Origin of the sequence: Pseudomonas fluorescens, from assembly GCF_902497785.1 — a bacterium.
Classification (GTDB): Bacteria; Pseudomonadota; Gammaproteobacteria; order Pseudomonadales; family Pseudomonadaceae; genus Aquipseudomonas; species Aquipseudomonas fluorescens_BO.
Window position 1 is genome coordinate 82,048 of the sequence record NZ_CABVHK010000013.1, and the last position, 18,037, is coordinate 100,084.

At 59.1% G+C, this 18,037-nt stretch carries 15 protein-coding genes and 2 tRNA genes; 13 read left to right on the forward strand and 4 right to left on the reverse strand.

Annotated features, from left to right (window positions below; translation table 11 throughout):
• Positions 1 to 26: 26 nt before the first annotated feature.
• From hfq to F8N62_RS19875, 7 genes are all read left to right on the forward strand, one after another.
• A complete protein-coding gene (gene hfq, locus F8N62_RS19845) occupies positions 27 to 287 on the forward strand; it encodes an RNA chaperone Hfq (RefSeq protein ID WP_007902656.1) in 261 nt (86 codons plus the stop codon).
• A gap of 12 nt (positions 288 to 299) precedes the next feature.
• Positions 300 to 1,601 (forward strand): ribosome rescue GTPase HflX, encoded by a 1,302-nt coding sequence (gene hflX / locus F8N62_RS19850; protein ID WP_150712276.1) that lies wholly within the window; start codon positions 300 to 302, stop codon positions 1,599 to 1,601.
• A 96-nt stretch (positions 1,602 to 1,697) separates the two neighbouring features.
• Positions 1,698 to 2,870, forward strand: a complete 1,173-nt coding sequence (gene hflK, locus F8N62_RS19855) for an FtsH protease activity modulator HflK (protein ID WP_150712277.1) — start codon at positions 1,698 to 1,700, stop codon at positions 2,868 to 2,870.
• The gene (gene hflC / locus F8N62_RS19860) at positions 2,870 to 3,739 is read left to right on the forward strand and encodes a protease modulator HflC (protein WP_017336255.1); all 870 of its coding nucleotides are present in this window, start codon (positions 2,870 to 2,872) and stop codon (positions 3,737 to 3,739) included. The genes hflK and hflC overlap by 1 nt, the downstream gene beginning before the upstream one ends.
• Before the next feature lie 316 nt (positions 3,740 to 4,055).
• Positions 4,056 to 5,243, forward strand: coding sequence for an ATP phosphoribosyltransferase regulatory subunit (locus F8N62_RS19865; RefSeq protein WP_150712278.1), 1,188 nt, complete (start codon positions 4,056 to 4,058; stop codon positions 5,241 to 5,243).
• 54 nt (positions 5,244 to 5,297) lie between these two features.
• On the forward strand, positions 5,298 to 6,587 hold the full coding sequence (locus F8N62_RS19870; RefSeq protein ID WP_150712279.1) for an adenylosuccinate synthase: 1,290 nt from the start codon (positions 5,298 to 5,300) through the stop codon (positions 6,585 to 6,587).
• Between the two features lie 150 nt (positions 6,588 to 6,737).
• Entirely contained in the window at positions 6,738 to 8,672 is a 1,935-nt protein-coding gene (locus F8N62_RS19875; protein WP_150712280.1) for a methyl-accepting chemotaxis protein, read from the forward strand.
• 89 nt (positions 8,673 to 8,761) lie between these two features.
• Here F8N62_RS19875 and F8N62_RS19880 read toward each other — a convergent pair whose 3' ends face one another.
• From F8N62_RS19880 to F8N62_RS19895, 4 genes are all read right to left on the reverse strand, one after another.
• A complete protein-coding gene (locus F8N62_RS19880; protein WP_150712281.1) occupies positions 8,762 to 10,327 on the reverse strand; it encodes an ABC transporter permease in 1,566 nt (521 codons plus the stop codon).
• Positions 10,327 to 11,337, reverse strand: coding sequence for an extracellular solute-binding protein (locus F8N62_RS19885; protein ID WP_150712282.1), 1,011 nt, complete (start codon positions 11,335 to 11,337; stop codon positions 10,327 to 10,329). The genes F8N62_RS19880 and F8N62_RS19885 overlap by 1 nt, the downstream gene beginning before the upstream one ends.
• Before the next feature lie 290 nt (positions 11,338 to 11,627).
• Positions 11,628 to 11,714, reverse strand: a tRNA-Leu gene (locus F8N62_RS19890).
• A 166-nt stretch (positions 11,715 to 11,880) separates the two neighbouring features.
• Positions 11,881 to 11,967, reverse strand: a tRNA-Leu gene (locus tag F8N62_RS19895).
• Between the two features lie 224 nt (positions 11,968 to 12,191).
• On the opposite strand from F8N62_RS19895, the gene rnr reads away from it, so the two are divergent.
• The 6 genes from rnr (at position 12,192) to rplI (ending at position 17,976) form a co-directional block, all read left to right on the forward strand.
• Positions 12,192 to 14,822: a ribonuclease R gene (gene rnr, locus F8N62_RS19900; protein ID WP_150712283.1), complete on the forward strand. Its 2,631-nt coding sequence runs from the start codon at positions 12,192 to 12,194 to the stop codon at positions 14,820 to 14,822.
• The gene (rlmB, locus tag F8N62_RS19905; protein WP_150712284.1) at positions 14,819 to 15,580 is read left to right on the forward strand and encodes a 23S rRNA (guanosine(2251)-2'-O)-methyltransferase RlmB; all 762 of its coding nucleotides are present in this window, start codon (positions 14,819 to 14,821) and stop codon (positions 15,578 to 15,580) included. The genes rnr and rlmB overlap by 4 nt, the downstream gene beginning before the upstream one ends.
• 318 nt (positions 15,581 to 15,898) lie before the next feature.
• The gene (rpsF, locus tag F8N62_RS19910; protein ID WP_003217491.1) at positions 15,899 to 16,321 is read left to right on the forward strand and encodes a 30S ribosomal protein S6; all 423 of its coding nucleotides are present in this window, start codon (positions 15,899 to 15,901) and stop codon (positions 16,319 to 16,321) included.
• A 28-nt stretch (positions 16,322 to 16,349) separates the two neighbouring features.
• On the forward strand, positions 16,350 to 16,580 hold the full coding sequence (rpsR, locus tag F8N62_RS19915; protein ID WP_002551829.1) for a 30S ribosomal protein S18: 231 nt from the start codon (positions 16,350 to 16,352) through the stop codon (positions 16,578 to 16,580).
• A gap of 36 nt (positions 16,581 to 16,616) precedes the next feature.
• Positions 16,617 to 17,510, forward strand: a complete 894-nt coding sequence (locus tag F8N62_RS19920; protein WP_150712285.1) for a hypothetical protein — start codon at positions 16,617 to 16,619, stop codon at positions 17,508 to 17,510.
• A gap of 19 nt (positions 17,511 to 17,529) precedes the next feature.
• On the forward strand, positions 17,530 to 17,976 hold the full coding sequence (gene rplI, locus F8N62_RS19925; protein WP_008035347.1) for a 50S ribosomal protein L9: 447 nt from the start codon (positions 17,530 to 17,532) through the stop codon (positions 17,974 to 17,976).
• The last annotated feature ends 61 nt before the right edge of the window (positions 17,977 to 18,037 follow it).

Here is an 18,037-nt window from a genome sequence, read left to right on the forward strand (position 1 = left end):
ATTGAATCCTTAAAGGAGTGCGGCACATGTCAAAAGGGCATTCGCTACAAGACCCTTACTTGAATACTTTACGTAAAGAGAAAGTGGGGGTTTCCATCTACCTGGTCAACGGGATCAAACTGCAAGGCACGATCGAGTCTTTCGACCAGTTCGTTATCCTGCTGAAAAACACCGTTAGCCAAATGGTTTACAAACACGCTATCTCTACAGTGGTCCCGGTTCGTCCAATTCGTCTGCCTAGCGCAACCGAATCCGAAGCAGGTGACGCTGAGCCAGGTAACGCCTGATAGGAGTCTCCTTTGTTCTTTGAGCGCCACGGTGGTGGTGAGCGAGTGATCCTCGTTCACTTGGATGGACAGGACCCTGAGGCGCGCGAAGATCCGCAGGAGTTTCAGGAGTTGGCTAATTCGGCCGGCGCCGAGACCGTTGCGTTTTTTAACGTGCCGCGTCATCGGCCAACCGCCAAATTCCTGATCGGTAGCGGCAAGGTCGAGGAACTACGCGACCTGGTCCATGCTGAAGAAGCCGATCTGGTGATCTTCAATCACACGCTTACGCCCAGTCAGGAACGTAACCTCGAACGTGTTTTCGAGTGTCGCGTGATCGACCGCACCGGTCTGATTCTCGATATTTTCGCCCAGCGCGCCCGTACCCATGAAGGCAAGCTCCAGGTAGAACTGGCCCAGCTTGACCACATGAGCACCCGGCTGGTTCGTGGCTGGACTCACCTTGAGCGTCAAGGTGGCGGTATCGGCATGCGTGGCCCGGGTGAAACCCAGCTGGAAACCGACCGGCGCCTGTTGCGGGTTCGCCTGCGACAGATCAAAGGCCGGCTGGCAAAAGTGCGCAGCCAGCGCGAACAGTCGCGACGTGGCCGTACGCGTGCGGATATCCCTACCGTGTCTTTGGTGGGGTATACCAACGCCGGTAAATCCACGCTCTTCAATAACGTGACGAAATCCGACGTGTATGCGGCGGACCAGTTGTTTGCCACGCTGGACCCGACCTTGCGTCGTCTGGAACTGGACGACCTGGGGCCGATTGTCCTGGCTGACACGGTGGGTTTCATTCGCCACTTGCCCCACAAGCTGGTCGAGGCATTCCGGTCTACCCTCGAAGAATCGAGCAACTCCGACCTGTTGTTGCACGTGATCGATGCGGCCGAACCGGATCGCATGTTGCAGATCGAGCAGGTGATGGTGGTGTTGGGCGAGATTGGTGCCCAGGACTTGCCGATCCTCGAGGTCTATAACAAACTCGATTTGCTTGAAGGCGTCGAGCCACAAATTCAGCGCGACGAGAACGGCAAGCCTCAACGGGTCTGGCTGTCGGCGCGTGATGGCAGTGGTCTGCAATTGCTTGAGCAAGCCATTGCCGAGTTGTTGGGCAGTGAGTTGTTTATCGGTACCTTGCGCTTGCCGCAACGATTCGCTCGACTGCGTGCGCAGTTCTTCGAACTCGGAGCGGTGCAGAAAGAAGAACACGACGAAGAAGGTGTCAGCTTGCTGGCCGTTCGATTGCCCCGTTCGGAGCTTAATCGGCTGGTCAGCCGTGAAGGCGTTGTGCCGACAGAGTTCATCGAGCAACACACTTTGCAATAAAAGCCTGAGAAAGCGGTTGTGCCGTGGTGACAGGCATTCTGTAGCATTGGTCGGCGCGCCGTGGGTGCGTCTTTGCTTTATCAGATGGAGAGCGCTATGGCTTGGAATGAGCCGGGTGGCAACTCGAATAATCAGGATCCTTGGGGTGGCAAGCGCCGCAATAACGGCGACCGCAAGGGACCACCGGATCTCGACGAGGCCTTCCGAAAGCTGCAGGAAAGCCTGAACGGGTTGTTCGGTGGTGGTAAGAAACGCGGTGATGACGGCGGTGGTTCGGGCAAGAGTGGCGGCTTCGGCGGCCTGCTCGGCATCGGCCTGGTCGTGTTGGCCGCGGTGTGGCTGTACAGCGCGGTCTACGTCGTCGACGAGCAGGAGCAAGCCGTGGTGCTGCGCTTCGGCAAGTACTACGAGACAGTCGGTCCGGGTCTGAACATCTATTTCCCGCCGCTGGATCGCAAGTACCTGGAGAACGTCACGCGTGAGCGTGCCTACACCAAGCAGGGGCAGATGCTGACCGAAGACGAGAACATCGTCGAAGTGCCGCTGACCGTGCAGTACAAGATCAGCAACCTGCAGGATTTCGTGTTGAGCGTCGATCAGCCGGAAATCAGCCTGCAGCACGCGACCGAAAGTGCCTTGCGCCATGTGGTGGGTTCCACCGCGATGGACCAGGTGCTGACCGAAGGTCGTGAATTGATGGCCAGTGAAATCAAGGAGCGCCTGCAACGCTTCATGGATACCTATCGCACCGGCATCACCATTACTCAGGTCAACGTCCAGAACGCAGCGGCACCGCGTGAAGTGCAGGAAGCTTTCGATGACGTGATCCGTGCCCGTGAAGACGAGCAGCGGTCGCGCAACCAGGCTGAAACCTACGCCAACGGTGTCGTGCCGGAAGCTCGTGGTCAGGCTCAACGAATCCTTGAAGATGCCAATGGCTACCGCGACGAAACCGTCTCGCGCGCCAAGGGTGAGGCTGATCGCTTCACCAAGCTGGTCAGCGAGTATCGCAAGGCCCCTGAAGTAACCCGTGAGCGTCTGTACCTGGACACCATGCAGGAAGTCTTCAGCAATACCAGCAAGGTTCTCGTGACCGGCAACAAGAATGGCCAGAGCAATCTGCTGTACTTGCCGCTGGACAAGATGGTCGAAAGTGGTCGCAACACCAGCACTCCGGTGACTGGCGCGGCAGCCACCAGCAATGAAGCGAATGCACGTGCGGCAGCTGATCTGCAGCAACAGCCAGCACGTACCAGGGAGAGTCGCTGATGAGCAATAAATCGCTGATCACCCTTATTGTCGTCGTCGTTGTCGCGATCGCCGCCTGGAACTGCTTCTACATCGTGGCTCAGACCGAGCGTGCGGTGCTGCTGCAATTTGGTCGTGTGGTTCAGGCCGATGTTCAGCCGGGCCTGCATGTGAAAGTGCCTTACGTTAACCAGGTGCGTAAATTCGACGCACGCCTGATGACGCTGGACGCACCGACGCAACGCTTCCTTACGCTGGAAAAGAAAGCGGTCATGGTCGATGCCTATGCCAAGTGGCGCGTGAAGGACGCGGAGCGTTTCTACACCGCAACTTCCGGTCTCAAGCAGATCGCTGACGAGCGTCTTTCCCGTCGTCTGGAGTCGGGCCTGCGTGACCAGTTCGGTAAGCGCACGCTTCATGAAGTGGTTTCTGGTGAGCGTGACGCGTTGATGTCGGATATCACCGCTTCGTTGAACACGATGGCGGAAAAAGAACTGGGCATCGAAGTGGTTGATGTTCGGGTCAAGGCCATCGACCTGCCGAAAGAAGTAAACCGTAGCGTGTTTGAGCGTATGAGCTCCGAGCGTGAGCGTGAAGCTCGCGAGCACCGCGCCAAGGGTAACGAGCTGGCGGAAGGCATCCGTGCCGACGCCGATCGTCAACGCCGCGTGCTGCTGGCTGAAGCCTATCGTGAATCTGAAGAGGTTCGCGGTGACGGTGATGCCCAGGCCGCTGCGATCTACTCCAAGGCTTACGGCCAGGATCAGGAGTTCTACGGTTTCTACCGTAGCCTGCGCGCCTACCGTGAAAGCTTCGCGAACAAATCCGACGTCATGGTCCTGGACCCAAGCAGCGACTTCTTCCGTTACCTGGAAAAAGCCAAACCTTGATACAGCGTTGACCTGAATCATCCCCCGCCTGGCGGCTAAAGCCTCGGGCGGGGTGATCCTTTGGGAAAACGTGTGTATGATGCGGCAGCCGGGAAATTCCCGGCTTTTTTGCGTCTGCACGTTTGATTGCCGTGTTTCATGCAGGCGCCCGAGTCGAATGACTCGACAGGTTTTTCGAGGAAAGTGATTGGCGAAGCCTGTTTTCGGCTTTTCGCCGCGTTGTTCATGCGTGGCTTGAACACATGAGCCCATCATTTTCTGCTTCACTCAAGGCTCGCCCACAGGCTTGCCGCCCGGACCATAGGGGAATGGCGTAATGGCAACGGTAGACCGCTGGCTGCTGCCAGATGGCATCGAAGAAGTACTGCCACCGGAAGCGGCGCGCATTGAAGTTGCGCGTCGCCAGGTGTTGGATCTGTTCCAGAGCTGGGGTTACGAGTTTGTCGTGACTCCCCATATCGAGTACCTGGAATCCTTGCTGACCGGCGCGGGCCAGGACCTCGATCTGCGTACCTTCAAGGTCATCGACCCGCAATCGGGCCGGCAAATGGGTTTCCGGGCGGACATCACGCCGCAAGTGGCGCGCATCGATGCGCACACTTTGCGTCGCGAAGGCCCGAGCCGCCTGTGCTATGCCGGCAGTGTGCTGCACGCTCAGCCGCGCGCGTTGTCATCCTCGCGCAGCCCGATTCAGCTGGGCGCCGAGTTGTATGGCGATGGCAGCCCGAGCAGTGACGTGGAAGTCATCAGCCTGATGTTGGCCATGCTGCAACTGGCCGACGTGCCGGATGTGCACATGGACCTCGGTCATGTCGGCATCTACCGCGGCCTGGCCCGCGCCGCCGGGTTGTCCGGTGAAGTGGAACAACAGTTGTTCGATGCCTTGCAACGCAAGGCCATTGACGAGGTCATTACCTTGACCGAAGGCCTGCCTGCCGATCTGTCGGGCATGCTGCGGGCGCTGGTCGACCTGTGTGGTGGTCGTGAAGTGCTGGAGGCTGCACGCGTACGTCTGGCCAATGCGCCGGCGCCGGTGCTGGCCGCTCTGGACGATTTGCTGGCGATTGCCGAGCGTTTGTCCGCGCGGTTCCCGGAGTTGCCGTTGTACTTCGACCTCGGCGAGTTACGCGGTTACCACTACCACACCGGTGTGGTGTTCGCGGTGTTCGTGCCGGGTGTTGGCCAGTCCATTGCCCAGGGCGGTCGTTACGACGACATCGGCGCCGACTTCGGTCGCGCCCGTCCGGCAACCGGCTTTTCTACCGATTTGAAAACCCTGGTGACCCTGGGGCGTGCTGAAATCGAGCTACCGTCTGGCGGTATCTGGATGCCTGACAGTACGGATGCGGCACTCTGGCAGCAGGTTTGCCAGTTGCGCAGTGAGGGTCAGCGTGTCGTTCAGGCATTGCCTGGGCAACCTTTGGCCGCCGCCCGTGAAGCGGACTGCGACCGGCAATTGATTCAGCAGAACGGGCTTTGGCAAGTATCGCCACTGGCTTCTTGAGTTTTCCCGTCGGCCGCGGCCGGCACCAAGTTTGCGCGAATGAGGACAAGTGTTATGGGTAAGAATGTCGTAGTCCTGGGCACCCAATGGGGTGATGAGGGCAAAGGCAAGATCGTTGATCTGCTGACCGAACATGCTGCCGCCGTAGTGCGCTACCAGGGCGGCCACAACGCTGGCCACACCCTGGTGATCGATGGCGAAAAAACCGTCTTGCACCTGATCCCGTCGGGCGTACTGCGCGAAGGCGTGCAGTGCCTGATCGGTAACGGCGTGGTGGTTGCACCCGACGCCCTGCTGCGGGAAATCGTCAAGCTGGAAGAGAAAGGCGTACCGGTGCGCGAGCGCCTGCGTATCAGCCCGTCCTGCCCGCTGATCCTGTCGTTCCACGTTGCGCTGGACCAGGCCCGTGAAAAGGCCCGTGGCGAGCTGAAGATCGGTACGACCGGTCGCGGCATCGGCCCGGCCTACGAAGACAAGGTTGCGCGTCGTGGCCTGCGTGTTGGCGACCTGCTGAACATGCCGCGCTTTGCAGACAAGCTGCGTGAACTGGTGGATTACCACAACTTCATGCTGGTGGGTTACTACAAAGAGCCGGCCATCGAGTTCGAAAAGACCCTGGCTGAATGCAAAGAATACGCTGAGCTGCTGAAGCCGCTGATGCTGGACGTGACGGCCGAGCTGCACGACCTGCGTCGCGCCGGCAAAGACATCATGTTTGAAGGCGCCCAAGGTTCGTTGCTGGACATCGACCACGGTACCTACCCGTACGTGACCAGCTCTAACACTACCGCTGGCGGCGTTGCTACCGGTTCGGGTGTTGGTCCGATGTTCCTCGACTACATCCTGGGCATCACCAAGGCTTACACCACACGTGTAGGTTCGGGTCCGTTCCCGACTGAACTGTTCGACGAAGTCGGTGCGCACCTGGCCAAACAAGGTCACGAGTTCGGTGCGACTACTGGCCGTGCCCGTCGTTGTGGCTGGTTTGACGCCGTTATCCTGCGTCGCGCTATCGATGTAAACAGCATCTCGGGCATCTGCCTGACCAAGCTGGACGTACTCGACGGTCTGGAAACGATCAACATCTGCGTCGGCTACAAAGATGCCGAAGGTAACGATGTTGCCCCGACTGACGCTGACAGCTACGTGGGTCTGCAGCCTGTGTACGAAGAAGTGCCGGGCTGGACCGAATCGACCGTGGGTGCCAAAGCCCTGGAAGAGCTGCCAGCTAACGCACGTGCCTACATCAAACGCGTCGAAGAGCTGATCGGTGCACCGATCGACATTATTTCGACGGGCCCGGACCGCAACGAGACCATCGTTTTGCGCCACCCGTTCGCTTAATAAGCTATTGATGTAAAACACAAAGGGCCCTTTATGGGGCCCTTTGTCGTATATGTCCGTAGGACGGCATGACCTTTGCTGGCATCTTCATTATCGGCACGTCTTTTGGCGTGCCATCAATTTAATGGCGTCCAGGCAGAGGGATATCAAGTGTCGGCGGTTCTCTCATTGTTACAAAGCCGTTTATTGCGGCCGGTGTTCGTTACCCTTGGTATCGCCCTTTTGGTGCAGGTGCTGGTGGCTGTTGCCCTGACCCGGAGCACAGTGACTGCGCTGGAAGCAGATTTGAGCGTGCGCCTGGGTGCCGACAGTCAAAAGCTCTCTGGTGAGCTCGAGCAGGCGGGACGTGAAGTCACGTCGAGCCTCGACAACCTTTCCACCAGCACGCGTCAGCGCCTCACCGCCGGTTTGTCCTCGCGACTGCAGGAAGAGCAGGCGCAATTGCGTGCCACGCTGGAAAAGGACCTGAAGGATTCCGCCAATGACATGGCCCAACTTCTCGCCTCGGTCGCACCCCGCGCCATGTGGGACAGCGACGTGCCGACCCTTTCCGAATTCGCGCGCCGGGCCCAGCGCAATCCCAACGTGCTGTTTGTGGTCTATGACGACGCGACAGGCCAGCATCTGACGCGCTACCTCAACCGCGAAAACCCGATCAACAAGGCACTGCTGGAGAAAGGCCAGGGCGAGCGTGCACTGGACAAGGTGCTGGATGCAGCGAAGAACGATCCGTCGGTCTACTACCTCGAAGCCTCGATCAATCCCAACGGCGTGGAAATCGGCAAGGTCTTGATGGGTGTCTCGACCGCGTCGGTGGAAACCGATCTTGCGGCTCTCGACAAGCGCTTTACGGCATTGATCGCTAGCAGTGATCAACTGGTCGGCGACAGCCTCAAGGGCGCGGCAGCTGACAGCGCCACGGCGATGCGAGCGCGTCTGACCTCTGCTCAATCCACCGCTTCGGAAATGAAAGACAACACCACCAGCACCGTGCAGGAAGCTGCGGCGACTCTGCGCTGGCGCATCGGCATGGGCCTCGCGCTGGTCGGTTGCGGCGTGTTGCTGCTGCTGGCCGTTGTGTTGGGTCGGCGTGTAGTCAATCGCTTGAAACTGTTGATTGCCGCGATGGACGACCTGGCGGCGGGCGAGGGCGACCTGACCAAGCGCGTGCAGATCAACAGCAAAGACGAAATCGGCGACATGGCCTCGGCGGTCAATCGCTTTGTGGATAAGTTGCAGCCGATCGTGCGTGAAGCGGGCGATGTCGCTCAGCGCACCGGCGTTGAAATCGGTGCCATGACCCTGCGTAACGCCGGTGCCGATGCGGCGGCGGGCATGCAGCGTGACGAAGTGGCCGAGAGCCTGCGCGCGTTGTCGCAAATGGCGGACGAAGCGCAGTCAGAAAGTCACGCCATGCAGGCGGCGTTGCAGCAGGTGGTGGATATTCGTTCGGCGACTGACGAAAACACCCGGACTTCGGCGAAAGTCGGCAGCCTGATCGAGGCCTTGGCCGGGCAGGTTGATACCGGTGCAAAAGTCATCGAGCGGCTGGCGCAGCAAAGTGAGCAGATTGAAGTGGTGTTGACCGTGATCCACGGTATCGCCGAGCAGACTAACCTGCTGGCGCTGAATGCCGCGATTGAAGCGGCGCGTGCCGGCGAGACCGGTCGCGGCTTTGCCGTGGTGGCGGACGAGGTCCGAGCGCTGGCGAGCAAGACCCAGAGCTCTACGGGTGACATTCAGGCGCACATCGTGGCCTTGCAGCAAGGGGCGCGAGAGGCGGTCGCCGCGATTGGGCAAGCGGGGCGTCAGGCCAGCGAAGGTCTGTTGGTATTGCGGGACAGTGCGCGATTGCAGCAATCGGTGCAGGTGTCGGTCGAGCAGGTGCATGCGGCGATTGGTCTGGCAACACAGGCAGCCGCGCATCAGGCGCAAGGCGCGCAAGCGGTGCGAGGACGGGTTGAAACCATTCATGCGCAGGCTGAAAAGGCCGCCCAGGCGGTGGTGGAAACCACGGCCAGCGGCAAAGTGCTGGATGGCTTGGCGGCGCAGTTGAAGGCGAGCCTGGGGCAGTTCAGGGCGTAACGCATCGAGAAAATCAAAAGATCGCAGCCTGCGGCAGCTCCTACGCGTGTACATGTAGGAGCTGCCGCAGGCTGCGATCTTTTCGCTTGTCAGCGGCTCAAATACATCCGCGTCGTCAGCAGATAAACCGGCAACCCCGACACCAGAATCAACAGCGCCGCATAAGGCGCCGCCGCCGCAAATTCCACATTCGCGGTATGCGCCCAGACTTCCGTCGCCAGCGTATTGAGCCCGGTCGGACTCAGCAGCAGCGTCGCCGTCAGCTCCTTCATGGCATCCAGAAACACCAATGCAAACGCCGCGCCCAGAGCCGGGAAAATAATCGGCAGCGTCACTCGGCAAAATGCTGTGAAGGACGAAGCCCCCAGCGTGCGGGCCGCTTCTTCCAGCTGCGGCGCGGCCTTGTTCAGCGCCGTGCGAATCGGCGCCTGTGCAAGCGGCAGAAACAGCAACGCGTAAGCGATCAACAGCAACGCCGACGTCTGGTACAACGCCGGCACATAGTGCAGGGCGAAATACACCAGCGTCAGCGCGATCACCAAACCTGGCAGTGCGTGCAGCAGATACGGCAAGCGCTCGGCCCAGATCGCCAATCGACCCTTGTAACGCACCACCAGCAATCCTACCGGCACCGCCAGCACCAGGCATAAAGCGGCGCCACCCAGCGACAGTGCGAGGGACGACAACAATGCCTCGCTGATCGCCGCCACCGGAAACGCCGCCGACGAGCCGACCGCCAACCAGTACGCGAGCATGGCCAGGGGAATCCCGCTGCCGATGATCGCCAACACCAGGCAGTAAACTTGCCCGGCGATCGCCCAAGGCCCCAGTTGAACCTGTTCCGCACGCCGCGCCGCGCCCTGGCCGGTGCGCACATGCCGACCCTTGCCGCGTACGCGCAGCTCGAGCCACAGCAACACCAGACACATCGCCAGCAACACCGCAGAAAGCATCGCTGCATTGGCGTTACTGAATTCGAGCTCGAACTGCTGATAGATGGCCGTGGTGAACGTCTGGAGGCCGATAATCGACAGCGCGCCGAACTCCACCAGCATGTGCAGCGCAATCAGCAGCGATCCGGCGAGCAGTGATGGCCAGAGCAGTGGCAGGGTGATCCGGAAGAACACGCCAACGCGGTTCTGGCCCAATGTGCGGGCGGACTCTTCAAGTGAAGGGTCGAGGTTGCGCAGCGTCGCCGCCACCGGCAGAAAGATCAGCGGGTATTTGGACAGGGTCATCACCAGAATCGCCCCGCCCAATCCTTCGAAGTTGGCGCTCAGCGAGACCCAGGTAAAACTGCTGACAAACGCCGGTACCGCGAACGGCAAACACAGGATCACGCCCCACAGGCGCCGTCCCGGCAGGTTGCTTCGCTCAAGCAGCCACGCCAGTGACAAGCCGATCACGCCGCAAGCGACCGTTACGCCAACCATCAGCGCCAGGGTGTTACGCAGCAGCCCGAACACATAGGGCCGCCACAGCAAATGCAGTGCTTCGGCCCAGCCAGCCTGCCAGGTTTTGATCCCGACATAGGCCAGTGGCAACAGGCTGAGTACCACCAGCAGCAAGACCGGCAGCACCAGCCAGATCGACGGCCGCTTGCGCCGCGGCACGAAACCCCCGCGCGTGGCGGGGGCGGATAACGAGGCGCTCATCAGTTCAGGCCAACGTCGCGTTCCAGGTCCAGGGCTTCTTCAGCGTTGCCGAGGTCGGCTGGCGTGACTTTCGGCGCTTCAAGCTCGCTGAAAGGCTTGAGGCCGCGATCCGATTGCATGCCTTTGTGCAGCGGGTATTCGGCGGTGGTCTGGGTGATCACACGCTGACCTTCTTCGCTGGCCATGTAGGCGAGCAATTGCTGGGCTTCTGTTGGGTGTTTACTGGATTTCAATACGGCGGCGCTGGAAACAGTGATCAGCCCGCCAACGTCGCCGCCGGTGAAGTAATGCAGTTTCGAATCGAGCTGGCCTTTTTCACGCTGCAAGGCGAACCAGTAGTAATTGTTCACCAGCACGGTGGCGACTTCGCCATTTTCCACGGCTTTGAGCGCCACCATGTTGTTGCTGTAAGTCTTGCCGAACGCGCGCAGGCCGGTCAGCCATTCTTCGGCGGCGTCCATGCCATGCACTTTGATGATGGCAACGGCTTGTTCCTGGAAGGCACCGCTGGTGGGCACGAAGCCGACCTTGCCTTGCCATTTCGGATCGGAGAATTCCATCACCGACTTGGGCAGGTCTTTTTCATCGATCAGCTTGGGATTGAATGCGACCACACGCACGCGCGCGGTGATGCCGATCCAGGTGCCATTGCCGGCAACATAGTCTTTTGGCAGTACGGCGAGGGTGCCGGCATCGGTTTGTGCCAACAAGCCTTGTTCGCCGAGTTTGTTCAGCGGCGGTGATTCTTCGGTGTAGATCACATCGGCGGGGGAGCGATCGCCTTCTTCGACGACCTGGCTGGCGAGCTGGTTGCTGCTGCCTTTGCGCACGTTGACGTGAATGCCGGTCTTGGCTTCGAAGGCTTTGGCGACAGCATCGCCGACCTCTTTGTGTTGACCGTTATAGAGTGTCAGGGAAACCGGATCAGCTGCCTGGGTGAGGGGAGTGGCGAGTGCCAGGCCGAGCAGGGTGATGGTCAGGCCGCGGCGCAGGGTATTTCGAAACATCATTCGCAGGGTTCCTCACTGTCGCATTGCAAAAACTTGTAACAATGATAAACGATATTGTTTCTCATGTGCGCCTTGCGGGGCTGGTTCGGGCGATGCTGCCTCTGTAGGAGCTGCCGAAGGCTGCGATCTTTTGATCTTTGTTGTCGGTGCGCCAAAATTGATGAGGATCAAAAGATCGCAGCCTTCGGCAGCTCCTACAGGGGGGTGTGTTGTTTTTAGAATGCCAGAAACGCAAAAACCCGCTTTCGCGGGTTTCTGTGAAATTCAAGATCGTGACCTTGAATTTGAATTGGTGCCCAGAAGAAGACTCGAACTTCCACGACCTTGCGGTCACCAGCACCTGAAGCTGGCGTGTCTACCAATTTCACCATCTGGGCATTATCGTCAGCGTTGCCGCTGTTGATGTGGCGCACTATACGGAGCGCATTTTAATCTGTAAACCCCTGATTTGGTTTTAATAAATCAGATGTTCAGAATGTAAAAAACCCGCTTTCGCGGGTTTTTGTGCGAGCCTTGAAATTGATCTAATCTCAAGCTCGAAATTGGTGCCCAGAAGAAGACTCGAACTTCCACGACCTTGCGGTCACCAGCACCTGAAGCTGGCGTGTCTACCAATTTCACCATCTGGGCAGTATCGGCAACGTCTCCGTCGTCGATGGCGCGCACTATACGGAGCGTCTTTTTAACTGTAAACCCCCGGCATCAAAAAAACCTGGGAAATTTTACCAGTGGTCTTGAAATCGGCTTCGGAGCGCCGATAAAGCGCTTTAGATAGGCTCTCGGAGCCTGAAATTTCCCGTTTCATTACGCCTATGCCAAACTAACCCGCATATAGACAAGGTGAAAACTCTCTAATGGCCGATTGGCAGTCCCTCGATCCCGAGGCCGCTCGTGAAGCGGAAAAATATGATAACCCTATTCCTAGCCGCGAACTGATCCTTCAGCACCTTGCTGATCGGGGTTCGCCTGCTAACCGCGAGCAGCTGGTCGAAGAATTTGGTCTGACCACAGAAGACCAGATCGAAGCCCTGCGTCGCCGCCTGCGCGCCATGGAGCGCGATGCTCAGCTCATCTATACCCGTCGCGGCACGTATGCGCCGGTGGACAAGCTCGACCTGATCCTCGGCCGCATCAGCGGTCATCGTGACGGCTTCGGCTTCCTGGTCCCGGATGACGGCAGTGACGACCTGTTCATGAGCCCGGCGCAAATGCGTCTGGTGTTCGATGGCGACCGTGCCCTGGCCCGCGTTTCCGGTCTGGACCGTCGTGGTCGCCGCGAAGGCATGATCGTCGAAGTCGTTTCCCGTGCGCACGAAACCATCGTCGGTCGTTACTTCGAAGAGGGCGGTATCGGCTTCGTGGTGGCGGACAATCCGAAGATCCAGCAGGAAGTGCTGGTCACGCCGGGCCGTAACGCCAACGCCAAAATCGGTCAGTTCGTTGAAGTGAAGATCACTCACTGGCCGACGCCACGCTTCCAGCCGCAAGGCGACGTGGTTGAAGTCGTGGGCAACTACATGGCGCCGGGCATGGAAATCGATGTCGCCCTGCGCGCCTATGACATTCCGCACGTCTGGCCTGAAGCGGTCTTGAAAGAAGCCGCCAAGCTCAAGCCTGAAGTCGAAGAGAAAGACAAAGAGAAGCGCATTGACCTGCGTCATCTGCCATTCGTGACCATCGACGGTGAAGATGCTCGCGACTTTGATGATGCTGTTTACTGCGAAGCCAAACCGGGCAAGCTGCGCCTGTTCTCCGGCGGCTGGAAGTTGTACGTGGCGATTGCCGACGTTTCCAGCTATGTGAAAATCGGTTCGGCGCTGGACAACGAATCCCAGGTCCGCGGCAACTCCGTTTATTTCCCGGAGCGCGTGGTGCCGATGCTGCCTGAGCAGCTGTCCAACGGCCTGTGCTCGCTGAACCCGCATGTCGATCGCCTGGCCATGGTTTGCGAGATGACCATCTCCAAAACCGGCGAGATGACGGATTACTGCTTCTATGAAGCGGTCATTCATTCTCACGCCCGCCTGACCTACAACAAGGTCAGCTCGATGCTGGAGACGCCGAAACTCACCGAGGCGCGTCAGCTTCGCGGCGAGTACAACGACGTTCTGCCGCACCTCAAGCAGCTTTACGCGCTGTACAAAGTATTGCTGGGCGCTCGTCACGTGCGTGGGGCGATCGATTTCGAAACCCAGGAAACCCGGATCATCTTCGGCACCGAGCGCAAGATCGCCGAAATCCGTCCGACCATTCGTAACGACGCGCACAAGCTGATCGAGGAATGCATGCTGGCGGCCAACGTGGCCACCGCTGAATTCCTGAAAAAGCACGAAATCCCTGCGCTGTATCGCGTTCACAATGGTCCGCCACCGGAGCGTCTGGAAAAGCTGCGCGCCTTCCTCGGCGAGCTTGGCCTGTCCCTGCACAAAGGCAAGGACGGCCCGTCGCCGAAGGATTACCAGGCATTGCTGGCGAGCATCAAGGACCGTCCGGATTTCCATCTGATCCAGACCGTCATGCTGCGCTCGCTGAGCCAGGCGGTTTATAGCGCCGATAACCAGGGCCACTTTGGCCTCAATTACGAAGCCTATACCCACTTCACTTCGCCGATCCGCCGTTACCCGGACTTGCTCACGCACCGGGCAATTCGCAGCGTTATCCATTCGAAAATGGACACCCCGCACGTTCGCCGTGCAGGCGCGATGACCATTCCGAAGGCGCGCATCTATCCGTACGATGAGGCGGCCCTGGAGCAACTCGGCGAGCAGTGCTCGATGAGCGAGCGTCGTGCCGACGAAGCGACCCGCGACGTAGTGAACTGGCTCAAGTGTGAGTTCATGAAGGATCGCGTGGGCGAATCGTTCCCGGGTGTGATCACCGCGGTGACCGGTTTTGGCCTGTTCGTCGAACTCACCGATATCTACGTCGAAGGCCTGGTGCACGTCACCGCGCTGCCGGGCGATTACTACCACTTCGATCCTGTGCACCACCGCCTGGCCGGTGAGCGTACCGGTCGCAGCTTCCGCCTTGGCGATACCGTTGAAGTGCGCGTGATGCGCGTTGACCTCGACGAGCGCAAGATCGACTTCGAGATGGCTGAAAAAACCATCAGCGCGCCGATTGGCCGCAAGAAGCGCGGAACTGAAAAAACCGAGCCGGTTGCCAAGTCGACGGCTAAAACCGCGGCAGAACCGGCGCCGGCGAAAACCGGTCGTCGTCCGGCCAAGGAAAAGGCGGTCGAAGCCTATCGCCCAAGCGATGCCGCAGCAAAAAATGCCGAGCTGCGTAAAAGCCGTGAACTGAAGCAGGCGTTGCTTTCTGAAGCCAAGAGCGGTGGTAAAGCGGCGTCTGGGGGAAAGACCGGACGGTCGGCGCCTGACAAGGACCCCGGCAGCAAACCGAGCAAACACCGTAAGGGCCCGCCGAAAGCGGGCTCGGCCCCAGCCAAAAGCGGCGGGGCGCGTAAACCTAAGGCCAAGTCATGAGTCAGTTGGAAAAAATCTACGGCGTGCATGCGGTAGAAGCGCTGCTGCGTCACCACCCGAAACGCGTCAAGCAGATCTGGCTGGCTGAAGGTCGCAGCGATCCGCGCGTTCAGACGCTGATCGAGCTCGCGGCAGAAAACCGCGTGGCGGTCGGCAATGCCGAGCGTCGTGAGCTGGATGCCTGGGTTGAAGGCGTGCACCAGGGCGTGGTGGCGGACGTGAGCCCGAGCCAGGTCTGGGGCGAAGCAATGCTCGACGAACTGCTCGATCGCACCGATGGCGCGCCACTGTTGCTGGTGCTCGACGGCGTAACCGACCCGCACAATCTCGGCGCTTGCCTGCGCTCGGCCGATGCGGCCGGTGCGCTGGCGGTGATCGTGCCGAAGGACAAGTCGGCCACGCTGACCCCGACGGTACGAAAAGTCGCCTGTGGCGCGGCGGAAGTGATTCCGTTGGTCGCCGTGACTAACCTCGCCCGTACTCTTGAGAAACTCAAGCAGCGTGGCTTGTGGGTGGTCGGTACGGCGGGCGAGGCTGAGCAAAGCCTGTACCAGCACGACATGACCGGCCCGACCATTCTGATCATGGGTGCGGAAGGCAGCGGCATGCGTCGCCTGACGCGCGATCTGTGCGACTACCTGGTGCACTTGCCGATGGCCGGCAGCGTCAGCAGTCTCAACGTGTCCGTGGCGACTGGCGTCTGCCTGTTCGAAGCGCAGCGCCAGCGCAGCGTCAAAGCTGCCACCAAAAAGTCCTGACACCCACCCTGTAGGAGCTGTGTAGGATCTGTGTAGGAGCTGTGTAGGAGCTGTCGAGTGAAACGAGGCTGCGATCTTTTGATTTTTCAAGATCAAAAGATCGCAGCCTTCGGCAGCTCCTACAGATGTTTTCTCGGGATTGGATGATTGTTCAAATAATCACCAATTGCCTTGCGCCTCTTCTATCCCTTCTCTACAATTGCGCCCCTTGCTGTGACGGCAGGCACGCATGTGTCTATCGCAAGCAAGTCCATAAGTGTCATTCACTCCTTGTCTGACCGCTTTTGAGCGGCAGGCTACAACCCGTAAGGAGCATTCATGCGTCATTACGAAATCATCTTTTTGGTCCACCCGGATCAAAGCGAGCAAGTCGGCGGCATGGTAGAGCGTTACACCAAGCTGATCGAAGAAGACGGCGGCAAAATCCACCGTCTGGAAGATTGGGGCCGTCGTCAACTGGCCTACGCAATCAACAATGTTCACAAGGCTCACTACGTGATGCTGAACGTTGAATGCACTGGCAAGGCCCTGGCCGAGCTGGAAGACAACTTCCGCTACAACGATGCAGTGATCCGTAACCTGGTCATCCGTCGCGAAGAAGCCGTTACCGGCCAATCCGAGATGCTCAAGGCTGAAGAAAACCGCAGTGAGCGCCGTGAGCGTCGCGACCGTCCTGAGCACGAAGGCGCTGAAAGCGCTGATAGTGATGACAGCGACAACAGCGATAACGCTGACGAGTAATCCACGGACCTTTTGAGGAGCCTATTACATGGCACGTTTCTTCCGTCGTCGTAAATTCTGCCGCTTCACCGCTGAAGACGTGAAAGAGATCGATTACAAAGATCTCAACACTCTGAAAGCTTATGTATCCGAGACCGGCAAAATCGTTCCAAGCCGTATCACCGGTACCAAAGCACGTTATCAGCGTCAGCTGGCCACCGCTATCAAGCGCGCCCGCTTCCTGGCCCTGCTGGCCTACACCGACAGCCACGGCCGCTGAGACCGGGCAGTCGACACGTAGCAAAGGATTGAATGCATGCGTGCCATAGCTGAGTTCATCATGCGCGGCCGTATGCAGGCCACTCTGGTAGTGGCTGGATGCGCGGCATTGCCGTTGTTGTATTGGTTGGGTGCTGCCGCTGGATGCTTCGTGCTCCTGCGGCGCGGATTGAAGGACGCCCTTGGCGTACTTGCTCTGGGACTGCTGCCGGCCTTGGTCTGGTGGCTTTATTCCGATGACCCACGCTCACTTCTGGTGATGCTGGGGTCTTGGAGCCTTGCGTTGGTTTTGCGCGCAAGCGAGTCCTGGAACCGCGTGCTGCTGGTCAGCATAGCGATGGGAGTGGTGTTTGCAGTGGTGCTGGGGACAGTTTTTGCTCCCCAAATCGAGATGCTGGCGCAGGCTTTGATAAAAGTCATGCCGTCGCTACTCGGTGATGTCTACCAGAAGTTGTCGGTAGATGAGCAAGCGCGTTTTGCGTCCCTGATTGCACCGGTCCTGACTGGCCTGATTGCGGCTTTGTTGCAAATCGTCAGTGTGCTGAGCCTGGTTATCGGGCGCTACTGGCAGGCGTTGTTGTACAACCCGGGTGGTTTTGGTCGCGAGTTTCGCGCCATCCGATTCCCGCTTCTACCAGCGATGTTGCTGCTGGCGTGCATGCTTCTGGGGCCGAACATCGGTCCACAGATGGCCATGCTGACGCCGTTGTGCAGCGTACCGCTGGTGTTCGCCGGGCTGGCCCTGATTCATGGGCTGGTGGCGCAAAAGCGACTGGCCAGGTTCTGGCTGGTGGGGTTGTACGTCACGCTGTTGCTGTTCATGCAGCTGATCTATCCGTTGCTGGTGGTCTTGGCCATCGTCGACAGCCTGATTGATTTTCGCGGTCGTTCGGCGCCGAAAGACGCCGATAGCGCGAACGGTGAAGGTTAAAAGTTAAGAGGATTTTCACATGCAACTGATCCTTCTGGAAAAAGTCACCAACCTGGGCAACCTGGGTGACAAAGTAAACGTTAAGGCTGGTTACGGTCGTAACTACCTGCTGCCTTACGGCAAAGCAACCGCCGCGACCCCAGCCAACCTGGCTGCGTTCGAAGAGCGTCGTGCCGAGCTGGAAAAAGCCGCAGCAGACCGTAAAACTTCGGCTGAAAGCCGTGCCGCCCAACTGGCTGAGCTGGAAGTGACTATCACTGCCACCGCTGGTGACGAAGGCAAGCTGTTCGGTTCGATCGGTACTCACGACATCGCTGATGCACTGACCGCCTCTGGCGTCGAAGTTGCAAAAAGCGAAGTTCGTCTGCCGAACGGCACCATCCGCAACGTAGGCGAATTCGACGTAGCCGTGCACCTGCACGCCGAAGTTGAAGCCACCGTACGCGTTGTCGTGGTAGCAGCTTAAGCAGCACTTGTCGGCTGGCACCCTCGGGTGCTTGTCGGTAACATCGGGCACGATCCTGTTT